We start from the raw sequence: 21167 nt of genomic DNA, 5'->3' as shown, positions 1-21167 counted from the left end.
TTTTATTATTCAGCAAGGGCAAAAGAAATAGGGAAAACATATTCCGATCTTACCGGCTTGCCATTCAACATCCCTGGTAACCAATCGTCGTCCATCATCAACGCAACCCGTAAAGCTTCTTCGCCCAAGCCGTTCTTCACATTTTTTTTGATCCTATAATTAGTGGCGTGCCCATGCTCAGCAACAGTTACCGCAATAAGCACCTTGCCCATGGTATTATTCTCTTTGGCTTTCGCCGGATACCTGATAGCCCGCACCAGCAACAACTGCTGTCTTCTGTCTCCCGGTACATAAACAGCCGGATGGTCTAACACAGCATACAGTGTATCACTACCATTTATAATCGCACTTTTTAACGTATCAGCAACCGCGGGTTTATGATCTATCCATGTATTTCCCGGCATATTGTATTTATCAATATTATCGTTCCATTCATAAAACTCCCAAACACCAACCGCAACACCGTCTTTGTAATATCTTTTGGACGATAGCTTTCCCGCATAACCATACTCCTGCCATATGCTATCCTTCTTATTGTTTTTATAATACCCTTCGGTTATCAACCTTCCCCATTGATGTTTTTTGTACGATCCCTGTTTGATAGCCGTGTCCGATTTCAAAACTTCGTAGATTTCCTTAATCGTCGATCTCGGGTTATCACTGCTTACCTTTTTCAGCTTTTGCGACATCACACTTAGTGGCAGTAAAATAAACAATACCGGTAAACTATATTTCATTTGGATAAATGTTTGGCTGAACCTTCGCCGATCCAACCTTTAAAGTTAGCGGCTAATGCAATACGGGAAAGATACTGGATTTATATAATATTCAAAAACCTAAAATACAATACCTATTTTTGTATATGCAGCACGTCCATATACCACAGTCCGTAAAAAATCAACCGCAAACTACCTGCGGCGATATATCTTTTGTGCGCTATAAAGAAAGCTCCACACCGGGTAAGCATCGCGTGGTTTTTAATTGTAATGCTATTAGCTTTATTATCAACGGCGTAAAAGACATCTACAAATCGGCCCAACACGACATCATTAATACCGGCGATGCCGTTTTAATAACCGAGGGTCACAGCATTATTGCCGAGCATTCTGTAAATACATCCCAATATCAAAGTATATTGATCTTCTTTCCAACGGAATACATCGTCAGCTTTTTAAACAAAATGAATATCAAACCAGCTGATGCTTTTGATGCCGATAACAAGTTGGTTAAGTTTAAACAAAGCCCATACCTGGCTGGCTATCTGCAAAATTTGATGCACATTATCCAGCATCAGCCAACGATACCCCAAGCATTAGGCATACATAAATTAGAAGAGTTGTTTCTAAGCATCCCGCCAAACCATTTGAGCGAAATGGCTGTCCTATTCAAACCATTAATGAATGATGAGCTTTCGCTGAAAAAACTGATCGAAAAAAACTTGGTGAACAATTTAACTTTGGATGAGATCGCTTTTTTGGCCAACAAAAGTTTGTCGTCTTTTAAGCGCGACTTTGAAAAAACATATGGCGTTAGTCCGGGTAAATACATTCGCCAACGCAAGTTAGAAATAGCCTCGGCCGAATTATCACAAGGCAAGCGCGCAAGTGAGTTATATATCGCTCTCGGTTACGAAAGCGTATCCAACTTTACCTCGGCCTTCAAAAAACAATACGGACTAACACCAAAACAATATCAGTTGCAACAAAAATCAGCATGACCTTTTTCCGAGGTTTTTTGAGCCTTTTCCAGTAAACAGAGCAGATACAATAAAGCAATTTTGATCTATAAAATTTAAGATCATGAAAACTTTATTCTACACCGTATTCGCAATGCTGATAACTTTTTCAGTAAATGCACAAACCTTCACATTAAAAAGCAACGACCTTGGCGGCCAGTTCAGTAACGAATTTAGCTTGAACGGCTTTGGCTGTTCGGGCGCAAACAAATCCCCACAACTCTATTGGGAAAACGCTCCTAAAGATGCCAAAAGCTTCGCCATTACCATACATGATCCCGCCGCGCCAACCGGTAGCGGCTGGTGGCACTGGGTTGTATTTGATATCCCCGCTACCATTACCGAGGTAAAGCAGGGTGCAGGCTCAACCAATAAACAGTTAATGCCGGCAACAGCCATTCAAAGCAATACCGATTTCGGTCAACCGGGATACGGTGGCCCATGCCCGCCCGTTGGCGATGCGCCGCATCCCTATATAATCACTGTATATGCTTTAACAATGGCCAAGCTTGGGCTTGATAAAAACGCGTCTGCCGCTTATGTTGGGTTTGCGTTGAGCAATAATCTCATCAGCAAAGCGTCGCTAATAGTATACTTTAAACGCTAAAGCATCACCAACTTATTACATTCAATTATTAGGTGTTTTGGTGTAAATGCTGTTACTTTATGTAAAACACATTTTAATTAGAATGAAAAAGTTAGCATTAATATTATTGATCGGTTTTGCAAGCGTTAAAACATTTGCCCAAACCAACATTGCCGCCAAAGACGCGGCTAAACACATTGGCGAAGAGGTTACCATTACCGATAAAATATATGGCGGCAAATTTTTAGCCGGACCGGGCTTAACGCTGCTTGATGTCGGCGGCGCCCACCCCAACGAATTACTGGTTCTGCTGATCAAGGGCGATGACCGCAAAAAATTCACCGGTAACCCCGAAGAAACTTTGAAAGGAAAAGCCGTTACCATAACAGGTAAAATAATTGATTACAAAGGCAAACCGGAAATAATAATAACCGAAACAACCCAGATCAAGGTTACCGAAACCAAATAAAACAAAGAACCCCGCCATCAAGCGGGTTTCTTTGTTTTATAATACTCTCTAAAAATCCGAAATTGAAAATCCGAATTTCCATCTTCTTCCCCCTTTAGGGGGTTAGGGGGCCTACAGATCAAACGGCACCACAACCTTAAAACTAATGTTACGGCCCATATTGAATATACCCGGCGCAACACCTGGTCCCGCGCCGTTAGGGTTATCAAAGTATTTCAATCTGCTCATGTTCGATTGATAATTTACATCACCCAGATTGGTCCCTTCTAAAAATAGCTCAACAACCTTTTTACCGGCTGCATTGGTAATGTTACCACCAATCCCTGCGCTTATCAAATTATATCCTGCGGTATATGTCTCAGTTCCATAAGCAGAAAAGAAATGATCCTGGGCGTTAAAATGATCAAAGCCAACAAAAGCGTAAATACCTTTAAACACGCCAAAACCTTTATCAAATTTTCCGCGCAATTCCGAGTGGGTATGCAATGGTGGGATGAACGGAAGGTACTTCAAACTATCGGCAACATTGCCACCTGTACCTTTATTCTGGCCATAAGTTAAGCTCATGGAGTTTTCAAAATGCAGCCATTTTACCGGGTGAATATCTAAATTCAATTCACCACCATAAATTTGAGCCTTGCTCTGTACATAGCTAAATGTATTGTAGCCATTGGTGATTACCGGCGATCCATCTGGATTCAGCAATTGTTGCTGAAATATATAGTTCGATATATCATTGTTAAACAACTCCGCGCTTGCGGTAACATTAGGCAAGGTCAAAAACGCACCAATATCTTCCTGCAAACTAAATTCCGGAACGAAGTTCGGATTTCCGGTATGATATATCTGCGAACCTGGATCAGCACCATTAGCCGATAGCTCTGCGATACTTGGCGCCCTAAAGCCACGGGCAACATTACCCTTGATCAAAAACTCGTTGCTGAAATTATACGTCGCACCAAAACTTCCCGAAAATCCGGTAAAGGTTTTGCTTAAGGCGTCAAACTGCTTATCAACATTTGGCGCGGTTGCAGGGTTGTTTCCGGTATAAAGCGAGGGGAAAGTAGCGTTGGTATTATCAATGTAAGCGGCTTCTCCGGTAAACGAACGGCTGTCAAAACGGGCACCAGTTGATACATCCAATTTACCAAAGCTCTTCTTAATAAAAAAGAAGGGCCCAATATCAAACTGGTGATAATTAGGTATCGGGAAATCCGTTCCCGCACCCAAAGTATTATCCTGATACATTCCATTCACCCCAACCGATGTTTCATAATCATGAGCGAAGGTGAAATTGTACTTCACATCATAAGTATAAGTATTCAGGTTCAAATTCAATCCCGGAATATCGGTAGCAGTGGGGTGCGTAAATTCCCTTCTGTGGCTTTTTTGATAGCCCAAATTCACATTCAAACTGGCATTATCGCTTAAAATAAAACTGCTATTGTTATAAATGCGATACAATTGTACACGCTGGTACAAAGGCGAAATTTTATATGAATTAAGATCTGACGAAGATACTATCGGACGGAAAGCATCATCCTCGGTAATTTGCTTTGTAAACTGGCGTGATATAGAATCGCGGCTGCCGTCAGGTATTTCCTGCTTATCATCAAATATCGAAGCATTGAAATACGAGTATCCCCACGATTTATTGATCCCTATCATCGCCCTTGCGTCTCTCTCTTGGTAAGCAGTATTATAAACCCTGCCATCATGTTGGTTCTGATAATCTTTAGCGCCTTTGGCCGATACTACAGTACCCCAAACTAAACCATTCTGGTTACCCTGCAAACGGAACGAACCGTTGTACAAACCATTATTGGTACCATAAATTCCCTGTATCGAACCCAATATTTTACCTTCGGGAGCTGGCGCTGGCGACAGCATATTAACCACACCACCAATAGCATCACTGCCATAAGTTAAGCTGGCCGGGCCTTTAATTACTTCTATCCGGTCAACCGCGTTCTGGTCAACCTCAACACCGTGCTCATCGCCCCATTGTTGTCCTTCCTGGCGTATACCATCAACCGATGTAATTACCCGGTTATACCCCAAACCATGTATAAATGGCTTGCTCACATTTGGTCCGGTAGTTACGGCGCTAACACCAGGTAAGTTGGCGATCTGATCTATCACATTACCTGCACCGGCACGTTGGTCTAATGCTTCTTTGCTTACCGCGATAATAGGTATCGGGCTTTTCTTTAACTCCGTAGCACGGGCAACCCCGGTAATTACAACTTCACCAGCTTCGATAGATGAAACCTGCATCTGAAAATTAAGTGTTATAGTTTTAGTAAAATCAACCTTTTGGTTAATAGTTGCATAACCAATATAGCGTACCTGAACTAAAAAAACACCTTTTGGTACACGGTTTAAAGTATACTTACCATTGGCATTAGTAGTCGTCCCGTTTTTCAGATCGGGAATACTGATGGTTACACCAATTAAGGGTGAGCCATCGGTTTTATCAGTAACGGTACCGGTTAATGTACCGTTGCCAGCAACTGTGGCAGAATTATCGGCAAAAGCCGAAAAAGTTATAAAAAGGGCAAATAACGAACTAATGAATATTTTAAATTTCATGATAACATGTCAAATTGAATAAAAGGATCATCCACCGGATAAAACTCCGGCAGAAATTAATACGATAAAATTTTTATTAACTGTTATACTGTGGGAGGCGAACGGCCTGCAGAAAGAATGAGCGCAATGCCCTTATAATCGTGAAGATTGGAGTAAATGGTTTCGCAAAGTGTAACTGTAGGTGTAAAACCGGCCGTGTCAAACAATGCCATTTGCGTATGATGCATCATATCACAAATACTACAGGTATCCGTTACGGTTTGCACAGGCTGCGGCGTTTTAACGTTATGTGTTAACGCGGCCTTATAGTTATAATGCTGGTGAGAATAAACCATAGTTTGCCCCGCTATAAAGCAGATCAATACGATCCAGGCAAAACGAATATGATTTCTTCTTTTTCTCATTCTGTATTAACAATGCTTTATATTAAACTTAATTTACAAACATTAGTTTAAAACACTGCTAAATTATTAACAAAAGTAGCATAATATTTCAATTTTGATGTTGTAACGTTTATCGGATTCGTAACATTCCTGTGATTTAAAGAATATCATGGCATTCATTTTACAAACACCTGTCATAACATTAAAGTATATTTGCGCCTATATGACACCTGCTCAAGTAAATTTTAAATGGGACGAACTTCAAAAACGGATAGCCACCGATTTTGATACTGATATACCAGATATTAAGGTAATGCTCTTTCTCATCGGTGTGCAGGAACTGGGGCAAGGCCCCAAAAAATTTTCGAAGAGACAAAAGGAAGAGCTAATGCACATAGCCAATTGTAAACTCTTTAGTAAATTGGGTTTTTACGAGTTAGAAGGTTTAGATCAGGATGGATGGCCACATTGGAAAGTTATAAACGCTATCCCAAATTATACCTTACTGGAGCAGGAAATGATCATCAAATCGTTGATCATTGATTATTTCGACGAAGTTTTATAAATCATCTTAATGAAAAAATTACTGACCTTATTTCTGCCCATATTTATCGTTTCAACAATATTCGCCAAAGCTCCAAAAAATCAATACATACGCATTAAAACCAGCTACGGTAATTGCATTATCCGTTTATATAACGAAACTCCAAAACACCGCGATAACTTTATCAAAGTAGTTAAAAGTGGTATATTAAATCAAACACTTTTCCATCGCATTATCCTCAATTTTATGATCCAGGGTGGTGACCCGGATTCTAAAAATGCCAAACCTGGTATTGAGTTAGGTAACGGCGGTTTAAAATATAAAGTAGATGCCGAGTTTAATGATAGCCTTTTTCATAAACGTGGAGTATTAGCCGCGGCACGTGATGATAACCCTAAAAAAGCATCAAGCAGTACCCAATTTTATATTGTTGAAGGACGAAGATATACAGATGCCGAAATGGATAATCTGGAAAAAACCCGTTTAAAAGGTTTTAAAATTCCAGAATCACAACGCGCAGTATACCGTTCAGTGGGTGGCACACCTCAATTAGATCATAGTTACACTGTTTTTGGCGAAGTAGTAACCGGCTTTGATATGGTTGACCTGATAGCGCCACTAAAAGCAGATGTTCGTAATCGTCCTTTACAGGATGTGCCTTATACCATTGAATTACTCAACAAACGCGAGTGCAAACAGTTAGATAAACTACTTTTACTTAACCCTTAAAAGCATTCCAGCCCTGTGCCTTTAACTCGTGCGAGTTACCTGCCTTGGTAACTAAATTACAACCTGCAGATGGCTCGGTAATGTGCCCAATTACACTGATATCGCTGTTAAATTTGATCTTATCATAATCGGCTTGTTTAATGGTGAATAGTAGTTCATAATCTTCACCACCGCTTAAAGCACAAATTGTAGGGTCTAAATTAAATTCACGGGCTGTATCAAAGGTCATCGGATCGATAGGTATTTTTTCTTCGTATAAATTACACCCTTTGTTGCTTTGTTTACAAATGTGTAATATCTCTGAAGCCAAACCATCCGATACATCGATCATCGAAGTTGGTACAACCTTAACATCTTTCAGTAATTCAATAATATCCCAACGGGCCTCTGGTTTTAGCTGGCGCTCAACAATATAATCTTTACCTTCCAAATCAGGCTGAACGTTAGGGTTTTCTAAATAAACCAATTTCTCACGCTCCAATAACTGTAAACCAACATAAGCGCCACCTAAATCGCCGCTTACACAAAGCAAATCACCTTCTTGTGCTGTGTTACGGTAAACAATATCCTGCTCATCTGCATAACCAATACTGGTTACACTAATAACCAAACCCTGTTTTGATGATGTAGTATCGCCACCTATCAAGTCAATTTTATATTTTTCACAGGCCAGTAACATCCCATCATACAATTCTTCTACAGCCTCCAACGGGAACTTGCTCGAAAATCCTAACGAAACCGTAACCTGGGTAGCTATACCATTCATGGCATAAATATCGCTTAGGTTTACTTGTATGGCCTTGTAGCCTAAATGTTTCAGGGGTGTATAAGCCAGGTCAAAATGAATACCTTCCAACAACATATCGGTTGATACCAATATCTTTTTTCCCTGTGCATCTAAAACAGCAGCATCGTCACCTGCTCCTTTTATAGTGTTTGAATGGGTTAGTTTAATATTCTTGGTTAAGTGGTCAATCAAACCAAATTCACCTAAATGCGCTATCTCTGTTTTTTCTTTATTATCAAACATTACCGTTGATTTTATAATGATTTTATTATTTCGCTGATTACTTGCACAGCTATATTTATAATTCTTTTTTCAATTTCATTTCATTGGTAACACGCTTAAATTCAAGACTTTTTGATCCAAAATTGATTAGCAAGCCAGTTTCAACTTTAAACGCTTCCAAATAGTTTATAGCTTGAGCCAAATGAACATCTTCCAAACGGGTGATCGCTTTTAACTCAACCATGATCTTATCTTCAATTAAAAAATCAACTCGCCTAACGCCAACATTAATACTGTCGTAATAAACTGTCATTTCAAATTCTTTTATAAAACTCAGTTCTGTCTTATTCAGTTCAATAGCTAAACACCGTTGATAGATAACTTCCGGAAAACCATTACCCAACTGGCTGTGAACTTTCATAGCGCAACCAATTATCTTACCGGTCAGTTTCAGAATATTTATATCTATCGTCAATCATATACCCCTAATTTCAAAAATGATTTATATTCCAGATTCATTCATGGTGCTTTATAACATCAGCGGAATCATGTTAATCAAAATAAATCAACGGTCATAGTCCCAATCGTGCCGAAATTTCCAGCATTCTTTCAATTGGTTTTACCGCCCGTTCAATAATATCCATCGGAACAAATATTTCAGGCGATTCATTTTTCATACACAGGTACAGTTTTTCAAGTGTATTACGTTTCATGTGCGGACAATCGTTACAAGCACAATTGTTATTCGGTGGCGCCGGGATAAATGTTTTAGCCGGGTTATCCTTCTGCATCTGGTGTATAATACCCGATTCTGTTGCTACAATAAATTCCTTAGCGGGATTATTGATGCTATATTTTAACAAACCTGTTGTAGATCCTATGTAATCGGCCATTTCCAAAATCACATCCTCACATTCCGGGTGAGCCAGTAATTTAGCTTCCGGGTGCCGAGATTTTAGTTTGGTGATCTTCTCTCTCGAAAATATCTCATGTACCATACAGGCCCCATTCCACAAAACCAGGTCTCTACCGGTTTTTTTAGCCACATAAGCACCCAAATTTTTATCCGGACCGAAGATTATCTTCTGCTCCTTTGGCAAACTCTCAACAATCTGGATGGCGTTGCTCGATGTACAAACAATATCACTCATCGCTTTCAACTCAGCGGTACAGTTCACATAGGTAATTACCAGGTGATCAGGGTATTGCTCTTTAAACTTTTTAAACAAATGCGGCGGGCAGCTGTCGGCTAATGAACATCCCGCTTTCAAATCGGGTAATAAAACTTTCTTGTTTGGCGATAGTATTTTGGCTGTTTCGGCCATAAAATGTACACCTGCAAAAACGATGATATCGGCATCGGTCTTGGCTGCTTCCTGTGATAAGCCCAGGCTATCGCCAATGTAATCGGCAACATCCTGAATGTCGCCCTCCTGGTAGTAATGGGCAAGCACAACAGCATTTTTCTCTTTCTTCAGTTTTTCAATCTCGGCAAACAAGTCGAGTGTTGGATCAATATTTTCTTCCACAGATCGCTTCACTTTTATTTCTTCAAATGTATCCATTATCAACGTTACAATAAATACAATTACTTTTTAATATAAATAGAACTATTACTTATTAGTGTGTTAGTTTGGTTGAAAAGTAGTGACACATTTTCTTTATAAAGTTGTTTGTAATAATTTATTAACATCTTATTAATATTTTCTTCATCTTATCTAACTGATTATCTGAACATTTTATTTCACAAATAAATAATGAAAAACTTTTATGTTAATTATTACCTGTGTTTAAAAATGTTAATTACCTTGTTAAACCTGAGTAAAAACTCACCACAAGTTTTATAAAATTGAATCAAGTAAAGCACTTATCAACTATTTTACCTTTTTTTGATTTTTTACACACGCAAAATTAACACCTTTATAAGGTTTATTAACATACATCCTACTTTTATACCATTTATTGAATTTGATATGACCAGAAGTGTTGATTTCTTAGTTATCGGTTCCGGAATTGCCGGTTTAAGCTTTGCACTTAAAGCTGCAAAACATGGTAAGGTACTGATAGTTACAAAGAGTAACGAAGATGAATCTAACACAAAATACGCTCAGGGTGGTGTTGCCGTAGTTGTGGACAAAAAAGAAGATTCTTTTGAAAAACATATAGAAGATACCTTAATAGCCGGCGACGGACTATGCGATAAAGAAGTTGTTGAAATTGTAGTTAAAGAAGGACCAGAGCGTATCCAGGAAATTATTGACTATGGAACCAACTTTGATAAAACCAATAAAGGGTATTATGACCTGGCTAAAGAAGGCGGTCATTCAGAATTTCGGGTACTACATTATAAGGATATAACCGGTTTTGAAATTGAACGTGCATTGCTGGAACAGATCCATCAAAACCCAAACATCGAGATATTAACGCATCATTTTGCTGTAGATCTGATCACCCAACACCATTTAGGAGAATTTGTAGATAAGTTATCAACTGATATAACCGCTTACGGTATCTATGCTTTTAATACTGAGACTAACGAAGTAGAAAAGATATTATCTAAAGTAACTGTAATGGCATCAGGTGGTGCGGGCCACATCTATAGTATAACAACTAATCCAACAATTGCTACCGGCGATGGTGTGGCCATGGTTTACAGGGCTAAAGGCAAGGTGCGTAATATGGAGTTTATCCAATTCCATCCAACAGCCTTGCATAACCCTGGTGAGTATCCATCATTTCTGATATCCGAAGCTGTACGTGGTTTTGGTGGTGTTTTAAAGCGCCGTAATGGCGAAGAGTTTATGCAGGAGTATGATCCACGTAAATCATTAGCCCCACGTGATATTGTAGCAAGAGCCATTGATGCTGAACTAAAAAAATCAGGTGAGGATTTCGTTTACCTTGATATTCGTCATCGCAGCAAAGCAGATATTTTAGCACATTTCCCTAACATCTACGCCAAGTGTTTAGATATCGGTATTGATATGACTAAGGATATGATACCTGTTTCGCCGGCATGTCATTACATGTGTGGAGGTGTTTTGGTTGACGAACATGGTCAATCATCCATCATGCGTTTATATGCCTGCGGCGAATGTTCATCAACAGGCTTACATGGCGCTAATCGTTTGGCTTCCAATTCATTATTAGAAGCTTTGGTATTTGCACATCGTATTTACGAGGATGCCATTAAACAATTTGAAGCTAATACATTACCCGGTAATATTCCAGATTGGGATGAAAAAGGAGTTCAACTCTTAAACGAGGATATCCTGGTAACCCATAACATCCGCGAGATGCAAAAAGTAATGAACGATTATGTAGGTATCGTTCGTTCCGATTTCCGTTTAGAAAGGGCAATGCGCCGTTTAGGTTTACTATATGAAGAAACAGAAGATTTTTACAAAAAAACCAAACTATCTGTTAAGCTTTGCGAGTTGCGTAATTTGATACAGGTATCTTACATTGTTATCAAATCGGCTATGATGCGTAAAGAGAGTAGGGGTTTGCATTATACTACTGATTACCCGGAGCATCAGAAGGAGATTGAGGATACGGTGTTGAGATAACTAAACTAATATAAGTTCATTTTTCTGATTATCAGTTAAATGCGAAGAAGTTTCTATTAGTCTATTAATATCTTGTTTTATTTTTTTTGATACTTTATCTGTTAGATAAGTGCTATTTAAGCCATTTACTAATCTATAATATACGGTGCTGTCTTTAGCTAAGTGAATTCGTTCGAACAATAATGTTAGTATTAGCTGTTCATTATTTTTATATAAAAGTAAATTCAAAATTGATTGCGTTTTTATTAATTCAGAAGTATTCGTTTTTAGAAGGTATTCATTTATCTCGATAAAATCAGTTTTTTTAAGATGGTTGTAAAATGAGAATAGCCAATCAACACAAAGTAGTTTAATCCAATCAGATCTTTTTGAATTAATTATCTTTTTAACGATTTCAAAATAAAGTGGTTTGAATATGCCCGAAGCAATTGATAATTCTAAAGCATCTTCCTGCGCCTTTATTTTGCGACTATCAATATTTTCATCTATATATTGAATATAAAAATCAGCATTATCATCGTTGCCAAAATGGAGGTATTCGGCTATAAAGAGACTTCTGTTAAAACTATTTTTGAATAACTTTGGTAAATCAAGCTTTGAAACTTCGTAGTCTAATAACATGAAATATTAGTTTGATTTGTTTAAGAGCGGGAAACGGGATTCGAACCCGCGGCCTTCAGTTTGGGAAACTGATGCTCTACCAACTGAGCTATTCCCGCTTTTGTGTGCACTAAATTATAAAATAATTAAATATAATCATGCCTGTAATACTACCCGTTAAAGATAAAAGCCCAACCTGGGGAAATGATTGTTTTATTGCCCCAAATGCAACCATAGTTGGCGATGTTATTATGGGCGATAATTGCTCGGTTTGGTTTAACGCGGTTATCCGTGGCGATGTTAATTATATTCATATCGGTAACAATACCAATATTCAGGATGGTGCCGTGATACATGCCACTTATCTGCGCGCTGCAACAACCATCGGGAATAATGTGTCCATTGGTCATAATGCTTTGGTACATGGCTGTACGCTGCATGATAATGTGCTTGTAGGCATGGGAGCCATTGTAATGGATAACGCTGATGTTCAACAATTCGTGATCATTGGGGCAGGCTCGGTAGTATTAGAGAATACCATATGCGAATCAGGCTATCTATATGCAGGCACGCCAGCAAAAAAAATCAAACCAATAACCGATGATCAGCGCGAATTACTCAAAAAACTGCCAAACAATTATATACTTTACTCAAGCTGGTTTAAGGATATTTAGTTTCTTTCGGTATCTCAATATCCTGACTTACATCAAAGTTATATCGTAAAGGGATATCCTTTTTAAATAACCATATATTTTCGGGTTGTATACCTTGCTTTACGTTACCGGTATCCCATTTACCGTTGTGGTTGGTATCATATATAACCTTAATGCGGTATTTTGTGGTAGAATAATTATCATAAACCAGTTTAGTGTTTTTGCTGATGATATCGCTATGCACTTCAACATCATTACTATTTAAAAGTTGTACAACATACTGGCCAGTATCCGGAACGGTGACATTTAATATTAGCTTTCCATAATTTTCAGGCTTATCCAGGTCAAACTTTTTAACTATCCGGGCATTTTTTCCACCGTATATATCAATAAAGCTACCTTCGTTAAATCCAATGCTATACAACCTTCCCGGTTTCCATTTATATTTTAATGTAAATCTTTTAGCATCCTCGGGGTTACGCTGTATGCTAAAATCGGTTTCGCTTACATCAACAGAATCTTCAGTCATAGTAATCCTTCCTGGATCAATACTGGCTATCGGGTAATTAGTTTTGAGCTGTAATTCGCTACCTGGTTTTAGTTTATCGTTTGATAGATTGTAATCCAGTAATATTTTTCTTTTATAAGTATCCTTCTGGCTTCTGCGTAGTGTTATGGTATCTAATGGTACATTGTTGCTTAAAAAAGAAACCTTGATAGAATCGAACACCATTGATTTTAAATAGATCGTTGCCGTATCAGCTTGCTTACTAAACTCAACTATTTTTTGGGCATCTAATTGATCATTCAAAATCCGCACGCTGGCATTCGGAATAGGCTTATTAAATAAAAAATATAATTTACCATCCTGATCTATCCTTCGCTCGATAGGCCTCAACTTTTCGGGAACTTGTTTAAATAGCTGCAGATGGATATCTGAGGTATCTTTTTTTAAGTGTACAAGGTTTTTTGTAAAACCTATCACTTCGTCATCACTGTCGTATATCTTGTTATTATTGGTTTCTTTTAAAGCGTAAATTTTATAAACGCCCTCGTGCAGATTGCTCATTTTAAAAACGCCTGAACTATCTGTAGTGGTGTAAATGGCAGGTTTCTTTTTACGATAGTAAGCCGTATCTAACTTTACCGGGATCAGCATTACTGTAACATCTTTTTCTTTAGCCTGTGTAAGCGGATTCACCACCACACCAGATACACTCAACGAATCGATATGTGCGCCGGTTGAAAAAACGTAAGTGAAGTTCTTTAAAATATTTCCTTCGTTCACATCGGCAATGGCTTTACCAAAATTGATCACGTAGGTTGTATTTTTTTGCAACGTGTCTTTTAATTTGATCACCAAACTTTTCGACTTGATATTATACTCCGGCGCTTTCGGCATATCCGGACTGATCGTTATTTCCTGGTAACTATTGGCGAGTTTAAAATATTCATCAAAATCTAACTGAATAGTTTTTGCCGCAAAATTTTTAGTCTGGTTTACCGGTGTTGCCTTCAATAGTTTTGGCGGAGTCTTGTCTCGGGGTCCACCGAGGGGTCTTTGAATGCTTGCGCAACCAATCCCAACCAAAAGGGCTATTGCCAGCAGTAAAATTTGGACAAAAAAAACACGTTTTTTATTAAAGGACATTTTTAAGCTTTATAAGACACTTTTTTGTTTTGATGAACCGTAATATTAAAAATTAAAAATATTTGCCCTGATCGAATATTTTATAATTTACTGTAAACCAGGTATTTATGTTGTTATCTGCTTACATGAACCATTAATACCGAAATATCTGATGGTGACACCCCTGAAATCCGGGAAGCCTGCCCCAAAGTACGAGGTTTGATACGCATCAATTTTTCGCGTGCTTCTTTTGATAGCGATACCAGTTGCTGATAATTGAATTCGGGATTGATTTCCTTGTCTTCCATTTTCTTCATCTTGTTCACAATCTCCATTTCTTTTTCAAAATAGCTTTCATATTTTATTTTGATCTCGGCTTGTTCTAAAGTTTCTTCATCATATTGAGATAAGATATCGTTCAAACCTGAATCAACTTTTCGGAGATCATTAAATCCAACCTGAGGTCGACCGATCAAATTCACCATCTTCACATTTTGGTTAAGCGGGCTTGTACCCAACTCTTCCAACAACGAATTTACATCAGATGCATTGATAGATTTATCTTTTACAAAATCTACAATTTTATCCGAGTTAGCTATCTTGGCGTTCACCTTATCCATCCGTTCCTGGCTGATCAATCCCAAGTCAAAACCGATTGGGCTTAACCTGATATCGGCATTATCCTGCCTTAACAATAAGCGGTGTTCGGCTCTTGACGTAAACATACGGTAAGGCTCTTCGGTACCTTTAGTAACCAAATCATCAATTAAAACACCGATGTATGATTCTGATCTTTTCATGATCAACTCATGTTTATCAAATACTTTTTGATGCGCGTTGATACCCGCAATTAATCCTTGCGAAGCCGCTTCTTCATATCCTGTAGTTCCGTTGATCTGCCCGGCGAAGTATAAGTTTGATATCAGTTTAGTCTCCAAAGTTAAACCTAACTGAATAGGGGGGAAGTAATCGTATTCAATAGCATACCCCGGTCTGAACATTTTTGCTTTTTCAAAACCAGGTATTTGGGTCAAAGCTTTATATTGTACATCTTCTGGCAGCGAAGTTGAGAAACCATTTACATAGATCTCAACAGTATGCGCACCCTCCGGTTCAACAAATATCTGGTGCCGATCACGCTCGGCAAAGCGGTTAATTTTATCTTCAATGGATGGACAGTAACGCGGACCTAAGCCTTTAATTCTACCCGTAAACATGGGCGATCTTTCAAAGCCTTCCTTCAGCATTTCGTGTACTTTGCTATTGGTATAAGTGATCCAGCAACAACGTTGCTCTTCCATTAATTTAACGTCAGTGTACGAGAAACGGCCGCGCTTTTCGTCGCCCCATTGCTCTTCCATTAACGAGTAATTTAACGAGCGGCCATCAATGCGCGGGGGGGTTCCGGTTTTCATTCTACCGGCATCAAAACCTAATTGAACTAATTGTTCGGTGATACCTGTAGCAGCCCTTTCTGCCGACCGGCCCCCACCAAATTTCTTTTCACCTATATGAATAACACCATTTAAAAAGGTACCGTTCGTTAATACTACAGCATCACTTTCTATCTCAATACCTAATGCCGTTTTAACTCCGCATACGGTATTTCCTTTAATTAACAGAGATGATACCATGTCTTGAAACAGGTCAACATTTGGTGTTCTTTCTAATGCTAAACGCCATTCTTCGGCAAAGCGCATCCTGTCATTCTGCGTGCGTGGGCTCCACATGGCAGGGCCTTTGCTCAGGTTTAGCATCCTGAATTGAATACTTGTTTTATCAGATATAATACCGGAGTATCCACCCAAAGCATCAATCTCGCGCACTATCTGCCCTTTGGCTACACCACCCATTGCAGGGTTGCAACTCATCTGTGCAATGGTGCCCATATTCATGGTAACCAACAATACCGACGAGCCTAAGTTAGCCGCTGCCGCTGCTGCTTCACATCCGGCATGGCCTGCACCAACCACAATAACATTATATTTTTTAAACATCTTTTTATTGCATGTTCCACGTGGAACATTTTAATAAGTTCATTAATTATTCACCTGACGTTCCACGTGGAACATTCTTAAACAGCGAGACAATTGCTACCCCTGTCCATATTGCTTCGAGTATCACGAAAGGATAAAACTTGATCATATAGGACGCATAACAATTCATGCCAGCACCAATAATATTGCACCAAATATAAAATTTACTGTCGGATGCTATCTTCTTATTCAGGTTCAAAAAGAAACCGATTAACAGGATAACAACACCAACAGATGCTAATATATCTGATTCTTTCATGCCTCGTTTAATTCAACCAATTCTAACCAACGGAATGTTTTTTCTTCAAGGGCTTTGTTCATGTCCTGTATCTTATCAGCCAGGTAAGCCAACTCCTCATGATTTGTAATTCCCGAATTCAATTGAACGGTGAAACTCTTTATTTCTTGTTCAAGGTGTGCTATATCTTTTTCAAGGGTTAGCATTTCTTGTTGCTCTTTAAAGGCCAACTTGTTTTTTTTGGGAGTGGCTTGTTCAACTGGTTTTGGAGCCGGATTTTTTGCTGCACGTTTAGCTTCTGCCTTGGCCTCTTCTAAATCTATCCGATATGATGAATAGTTACCATTATAAATTAGCACCTTGCCGTTACCTTCTAAAATGAAGAGTTGATCGGTCAATTTATCCAACAAGTACCTATCGTGAGTAACCAGTATCAATACACCAGGGTAGTTGATCAGGAACTCTTCCAATACATTCAAAGTATCAATATCCAGATCATTTGTCGGCTCATCCAGAATCAAAAAATTTGGATTCTTCATCAGGATGTGCATCAATTGTAAACGCTTTTTCTCGCCACCGCTTAGCTTAGAGATTAAACCATATTGCTTGGCAGGGGGGAACAAAAATTGTGTAAGCAAGTTTGATGCGGTGATGGTTTTACCATCGGCCATGGTAATGTATTCGGCCACATCAGTAACAACATCAATAACCCGCTCGGTGCCTTTAAAGGTGATCCCACTTTGGTGGAAGTAACCCATAACGGTGGTATCTCCAACTGCTATGGTTCCTTTGTCTGGCTGTAAGCTTCCGGTTATTAAGTTCAAGTAGGTTGACTTACCTGTGCCATTCTTTCCGGCTAAACCAATACGATCTCCCTTTTTAAATGTATAACTAAAATTGTCTATCAGGTTATTACCATTAAAACCAATACTTATATTATTGATTTCCAGTATTTTATTACCTTGACGGGCAGTTTTGGTACTCAATTGTACCTTCTCTTTTGGTCCACCGTCTTTGGTTTTGTCTTCTAACTCATAAAAGGCATCAATACGAGCTTTTGATTTGGTACCACGAGCCTGCGGTTGCCTGCGCATCCAATCCAATTCTTTACGAAGCAGGTTTTTATTCTTAGAAAACTGCGCGGCATCAGCAGCTTCCTGCTCTTCTTTTTTCTCTAAATAGTACAAATAACTACCAGAGTAATTATTGATCTTACCACGATCTATCTCGATGATCTCGTTACATACATTATCCAGAAAGTACCTGTCGTGAGTAACAAGCAGTATGGTTTTATTGCCCTCTGTTAATAAGCTTTCTAACCATTCAATGGTATCAATATCCAAATGGTTTGTAGGCTCATCCAGTACATAGATCTCCGGATCGGCTATTAACAGCTGAGCTAAAGCCAAACGTTTCTTTTGTCCGCCCGATAGGGTTTCTATCTTTTGCTCCAGGTGGTGAATATCTAACCTTCCTAAAATGGTTTTGATATTGTGCTCGTATTCCCAGGCTTCCAGATTGCTTATTTCTTCGGTAACTTTTTCTATTTCGGCATAATTGTCCGGATCGTCTTCCAATAGTTCTTCGTACCTGCGGATCAATTGCTGCTGTATATTATCAGACTGAAAAATAAAATCGCTGATGGTAGCACCTTTAGTAAACTGTGGGTCTTGTTCCAGGTATCCTAATTTTAATTCTTTACTGCGTACCACCTTACCTTCTACAGGTAAAAATTTACCGGCCAAAAGTTTTAATAAAGTTGATTTACCGGCGCCATTGGCACCAACAAGTGCAACCCTGCGGCCACGGTTAATGCCAAATGTTAACTGGCGAAATAACCAGGTATCGTTAAATGAATGGCCCAGGCCCTCTGCTGAAATATAAGTACTCACGCTAATTGTTTTATTTTATCTGTAGTATGGATATAAATACCCACATCGTTTTTTAATGATTGTTTGAACATGGCCCAGGCAACTGTTGCCGCCGGTATGCTCCTGTATTTTTTTAGCCCGCCTATTAATAGGGGGTTTATCGCTTTCATTAATGTGGTAAGTACCTTTTCCATTGGGCGCTCCCCTTTTTTACGACCTTCTAAAAATGATGGCTGGTAAATATGTAAAGTTGGTATACCAACATTTTCTATATCCCGCTCTGTTTCACCTTTCAACTTGGTATAAAATATAGACGAATTAACATCGGCACCGATGGCCGAAACCAAATGGTATTGCTTCATCTTGTTATGATGTGCGATCTGCGCCAATTGCAATGGATAATTGTGATCTATTTTACGATAGATGTTCTCATCGGGCGTTTTGGCTTTGGTAGTGCCTAAGCAACTAAACAAGGCATGCCCGGTTATGGCACCGGCCCATTGAGACAGGTTTTCAAAATCCACTACCAGCTGAACCAGTTTTGGATTTGAAATAGTTAATTCTTTCCTAACCAATATCAAAACCTCCTGATAGTCAGACGATTGCAATAGAATGTTCAATAGCTCGCTACCGATCAATCCACTTGCCCCAACTATGATAGCCTTCTTCAACATTGATTAAACACAATTTTGTGCAAAAGTACGGAATTTTAAACAGAGCAATGCTTATTACGCTTGCGGGATGTAAGCTTAATGCCATAGTTTACATATCAACTTTTTATTGATGTAAATAAAACCAATGAATTTGAGTTTGTAGCCCGGGCGTAATTAAATGGCAGAACCGCCAATAAACGAAGTAGTTACTAAAATATATATTTTAGTGTACTAAAAACAAAACGGTTTTCAATTGTTGTAACATTAATAATTATTTAAACATGGCAGAACAAGAACTAACAGGTTGGAAAAAATGGATGGGAGAGGTAGGCGAACAAACCACCTTTTTATCCGGCTTTTTCAGAAATCTATTTACCGGGGGCTTTGAGTGGTCGGAGTTTGTTCGCCAGTGTTATGAAATAGGTTATCGTTCAATCACCCTGGTAGGTATTACCTCATTTATTATGGGTGTGGTGCTTACCCTGCAATCGCGGCCAACGCTGGTAAAATTCGGCGCCAGTAGTATGCTGCCTTACATGGTGTGTGTTTCTATTATCAGAGAGATAGGCCCTGTTATCACCGCTATTATTTGCGCAGGCAAAATATCATCAGGCATTGGTGCCGAACTCGGTAGTATGAAGGTGACCGAGCAGATTGACGCCATGGAAGTATCGGGTGCCAACCCTATGCAATACCTTGTTGTTACACGTATACTGGCCACCACCATTATGATACCTGTTTTAACCCTGATGGGTGATGTATTGGGCTTGTTTGGCGGCTTTTTGGCAGTACACTTTGCCGACCATACCAGCTGGCAGCTATATTTTAACAAATGTGTTAGCTCTGTTGATTTTACCGATCTATTACCCGCCGTTATTAAAACCGTATTTTTTGGTTTTGCGGTAGGTTTTATAGGTTGCTATAAAGGCTTTAACTCAAACAATGGTACCGAAAGTGTTGGTATTGCAGCAAACTCGGCCGTGGTAAGCGCTTCGTTATGGATATTCTTTTTAGATGTTGTAGCTGTTCAGATAACCCAATTATTTTTTTATTAAACAATGGAAAAGGACGAAAAAATAAAAGAGCAACCTGAAAAGAGAGCCGATGTCTTAAAAAAAGATAAGGATTGGGATAAGAATGAAGTTGTTATCGAGATCAAAAACCTAAAGAAAAGTTTTGGATCAAAAGATATCTTAAAAAATATCAACCTTACTTTAAAACGGGGAGAGAATCTGGTGATCTTAGGTCGTTCTGGCCAGGGCAAATCTGTTACCATCAAATGTATTTCCGGTTTGTTGATGCAGGATGAGGGTGAATGCAAGGTATTGGGTGACGAGGTATCAGACATGAACGATAAAGAGTTGAAAGACCTCCGTGTTAAGGTTGGCTTTTTATTCCAAAGCGGAGCTTTATACGATTCTATGAGCGTGCGCGAGAACCTTGAGTTTCCGCTAACGCGTGTTTTAAGAATTAGGGAACAGGATGAATTGGATAAAAAGGTAGAAGAAGTATTAAACTCTGTAGGATTGGCAGATGCGATAGACAAGATGCCATCTGACCTATCTGGCGGTATGCGCAAGCGCGTTGGTTTGGCCCGCACATTGATAGTACACCCCGAAATTATGCTTTATGATGAACCTACTACTGGTTTGGACCCTATTACATCAAGGGAAATTAGTGAGCTCATATTGCAGATGCAGAGGAAATATAAAACCTCATCCATCATTATCACACACGATATGGAGTGCGCGCAGATAACCGCTGATAGGGTTCTTGTGCTGGAAGAAGGTGAGTTTGTTGCCGAAGGCTCCTATGAGGAATTGGAGAAATCAAAATCAGAATTTGTAAGATCATTTTTTAAATAAATAAT

21 protein-coding genes and 1 tRNA gene are annotated in these 21167 nt (G+C 38.9%); 9 read left to right on the top strand and 13 right to left on the bottom strand.

Annotated elements, in window-relative coordinates:
• Positions 1 to 5: 5 nt before the first annotated feature.
• Positions 6 to 737, bottom strand: coding sequence for an energy transducer TonB (locus ABIN91_RS13400; protein ID WP_348051620.1), 732 nt, complete (start codon positions 735 to 737; stop codon positions 6 to 8).
• 125 nt (positions 738 to 862) lie between these two features.
• On the opposite strand from ABIN91_RS13400, the gene ABIN91_RS13395 reads away from it, so the two are divergent.
• The 3 genes from ABIN91_RS13395 (at position 863) to ABIN91_RS13385 (ending at position 2790) form a co-directional block, all read left to right on the top strand.
• Positions 863 to 1717, top strand: coding sequence for an AraC family transcriptional regulator (locus tag ABIN91_RS13395; protein ID WP_348051619.1), 855 nt, complete (start codon positions 863 to 865; stop codon positions 1715 to 1717).
• An 82-nt stretch (positions 1718 to 1799) separates the two neighbouring features.
• Positions 1800 to 2342, top strand: coding sequence for a YbhB/YbcL family Raf kinase inhibitor-like protein (locus ABIN91_RS13390; RefSeq protein WP_348051618.1), 543 nt, complete (start codon positions 1800 to 1802; stop codon positions 2340 to 2342).
• Between the two features lie 82 nt (positions 2343 to 2424).
• Positions 2425 to 2790 (top strand): hypothetical protein, encoded by a 366-nt coding sequence (locus tag ABIN91_RS13385; RefSeq protein ID WP_348051617.1) that lies wholly within the window; start codon positions 2425 to 2427, stop codon positions 2788 to 2790.
• 111 nt (positions 2791 to 2901) lie between these two features.
• Here ABIN91_RS13385 and ABIN91_RS13380 read toward each other — a convergent pair whose 3' ends face one another.
• Together ABIN91_RS13380 and ABIN91_RS13375 are read right to left on the bottom strand one after the other, a co-directional pair.
• Positions 2902 to 5382 (bottom strand): TonB-dependent receptor, encoded by a 2481-nt coding sequence (locus tag ABIN91_RS13380; protein ID WP_348051616.1) that lies wholly within the window; start codon positions 5380 to 5382, stop codon positions 2902 to 2904.
• 83 nt (positions 5383 to 5465) lie between these two features.
• Complete coding sequence (locus ABIN91_RS13375) at positions 5466 to 5786, bottom strand: hypothetical protein (protein ID WP_348051615.1); 321 nt, start codon at positions 5784 to 5786, stop codon at positions 5466 to 5468.
• A gap of 202 nt (positions 5787 to 5988) precedes the next feature.
• On the opposite strand from ABIN91_RS13375, the gene ABIN91_RS13370 reads away from it, so the two are divergent.
• The gene (locus ABIN91_RS13370) at positions 5989 to 6330 is read left to right on the top strand and encodes a hypothetical protein (protein ID WP_348051724.1); all 342 of its coding nucleotides are present in this window, start codon (positions 5989 to 5991) and stop codon (positions 6328 to 6330) included.
• 9 nt (positions 6331 to 6339) lie between these two features.
• Complete coding sequence (locus ABIN91_RS13365; protein WP_348051614.1) at positions 6340 to 7038, top strand: peptidylprolyl isomerase; 699 nt, start codon at positions 6340 to 6342, stop codon at positions 7036 to 7038.
• On the opposite strand, the gene thiL is transcribed toward ABIN91_RS13365, so the two are convergent.
• The 3 genes from thiL to nadA all read right to left on the bottom strand — a co-directional run bounded on the left by thiL (position 7028) and on the right by nadA (position 9612).
• Positions 7028 to 8068, bottom strand: a complete 1041-nt coding sequence (thiL, locus tag ABIN91_RS13360) for a thiamine-phosphate kinase (RefSeq protein WP_348051613.1) — start codon at positions 8066 to 8068, stop codon at positions 7028 to 7030. The genes ABIN91_RS13365 and thiL overlap by 11 nt on opposite strands.
• A 55-nt stretch (positions 8069 to 8123) precedes the next feature.
• Positions 8124 to 8468: a GxxExxY protein gene (locus ABIN91_RS13355; RefSeq protein WP_348051612.1), complete on the bottom strand. Its 345-nt coding sequence runs from the start codon at positions 8466 to 8468 to the stop codon at positions 8124 to 8126.
• A 151-nt stretch (positions 8469 to 8619) separates the two neighbouring features.
• A complete protein-coding gene (nadA, locus tag ABIN91_RS13350; protein WP_348051611.1) occupies positions 8620 to 9612 on the bottom strand; it encodes a quinolinate synthase NadA in 993 nt (330 codons plus the stop codon).
• Positions 9613 to 10020: 408 nt separating this feature from the next.
• Here nadA and nadB point away from each other — a divergent pair, with 408 nt between their 5' ends.
• Positions 10021 to 11616: an L-aspartate oxidase gene (gene nadB / locus ABIN91_RS13345; protein ID WP_348051610.1), complete on the top strand. Its 1596-nt coding sequence runs from the start codon at positions 10021 to 10023 to the stop codon at positions 11614 to 11616.
• On the opposite strand, the gene ABIN91_RS13340 is transcribed toward nadB, so the two are convergent.
• Positions 11617 to 12237 (bottom strand): hypothetical protein, encoded by a 621-nt coding sequence (locus ABIN91_RS13340; RefSeq protein WP_348051609.1) that lies wholly within the window; start codon positions 12235 to 12237, stop codon positions 11617 to 11619. It lies immediately after the preceding gene.
• Positions 12238 to 12262: 25 nt separating this feature from the next.
• Positions 12263 to 12335: transfer RNA gene (locus ABIN91_RS13335), tRNA-Gly, on the bottom strand.
• 39 nt (positions 12336 to 12374) lie between these two features.
• On the opposite strand from ABIN91_RS13335, the gene ABIN91_RS13330 reads away from it, so the two are divergent.
• Positions 12375 to 12890 (top strand): gamma carbonic anhydrase family protein, encoded by a 516-nt coding sequence (locus ABIN91_RS13330; protein WP_348051608.1) that lies wholly within the window; start codon positions 12375 to 12377, stop codon positions 12888 to 12890.
• Here ABIN91_RS13330 and ABIN91_RS13325 read toward each other — a convergent pair.
• From ABIN91_RS13325 to ABIN91_RS13305, 5 genes are all read right to left on the bottom strand, one after another.
• The gene (locus ABIN91_RS13325; RefSeq protein ID WP_348051607.1) at positions 12877 to 14520 is read right to left on the bottom strand and encodes an Ig-like domain-containing protein; all 1644 of its coding nucleotides are present in this window, start codon (positions 14518 to 14520) and stop codon (positions 12877 to 12879) included. The two genes, ABIN91_RS13330 and ABIN91_RS13325, sit on opposite strands and share 14 nt — an antisense overlap.
• A 113-nt stretch (positions 14521 to 14633) precedes the next feature.
• Positions 14634 to 16496 carry a tRNA uridine-5-carboxymethylaminomethyl(34) synthesis enzyme MnmG gene (gene mnmG, locus ABIN91_RS13320; RefSeq protein ID WP_348051606.1) on the bottom strand — a complete coding sequence of 621 codons (1863 nt, stop codon included), beginning with the start codon at positions 16494 to 16496 and terminating at the stop codon, positions 14634 to 14636.
• 46 nt (positions 16497 to 16542) lie between these two features.
• On the bottom strand, positions 16543 to 16794 hold the full coding sequence (locus tag ABIN91_RS13315; protein WP_348051605.1) for a hypothetical protein: 252 nt from the start codon (positions 16792 to 16794) through the stop codon (positions 16543 to 16545).
• Positions 16791 to 18665 carry an ABC-F family ATP-binding cassette domain-containing protein gene (locus ABIN91_RS13310; protein ID WP_348051604.1) on the bottom strand — a complete coding sequence of 625 codons (1875 nt, stop codon included), beginning with the start codon at positions 18663 to 18665 and terminating at the stop codon, positions 16791 to 16793. The genes ABIN91_RS13315 and ABIN91_RS13310 overlap by 4 nt, the downstream gene beginning before the upstream one ends.
• On the bottom strand, positions 18662 to 19318 hold the full coding sequence (locus ABIN91_RS13305; protein ID WP_348051603.1) for an NAD(P)H-binding protein: 657 nt from the start codon (positions 19316 to 19318) through the stop codon (positions 18662 to 18664). Before ABIN91_RS13305 ends, ABIN91_RS13310 begins: the two co-directional genes overlap by 4 nt.
• A 260-nt stretch (positions 19319 to 19578) precedes the next feature.
• Between ABIN91_RS13305 and ABIN91_RS13300 the strand changes: the two genes are divergently transcribed.
• Together ABIN91_RS13300 and ABIN91_RS13295 are read left to right on the top strand one after the other, a co-directional pair.
• Complete coding sequence (locus tag ABIN91_RS13300) at positions 19579 to 20352, top strand: ABC transporter permease (RefSeq protein WP_348051602.1); 774 nt, start codon at positions 19579 to 19581, stop codon at positions 20350 to 20352.
• Positions 20353 to 20355: 3 nt separating this feature from the next.
• Positions 20356 to 21162 (top strand): ATP-binding cassette domain-containing protein, encoded by an 807-nt coding sequence (locus tag ABIN91_RS13295; protein ID WP_348051601.1) that lies wholly within the window; start codon positions 20356 to 20358, stop codon positions 21160 to 21162.
• Positions 21163 to 21167: the final 5 nt, after the last annotated feature.

This window comes from Mucilaginibacter sp. (genome assembly GCF_039921305.1).
Classification (GTDB): domain Bacteria; phylum Bacteroidota; class Bacteroidia; order Sphingobacteriales; family Sphingobacteriaceae; genus Mucilaginibacter.
This window is presented reverse-complemented; position numbering and strand designations above follow the sequence as displayed.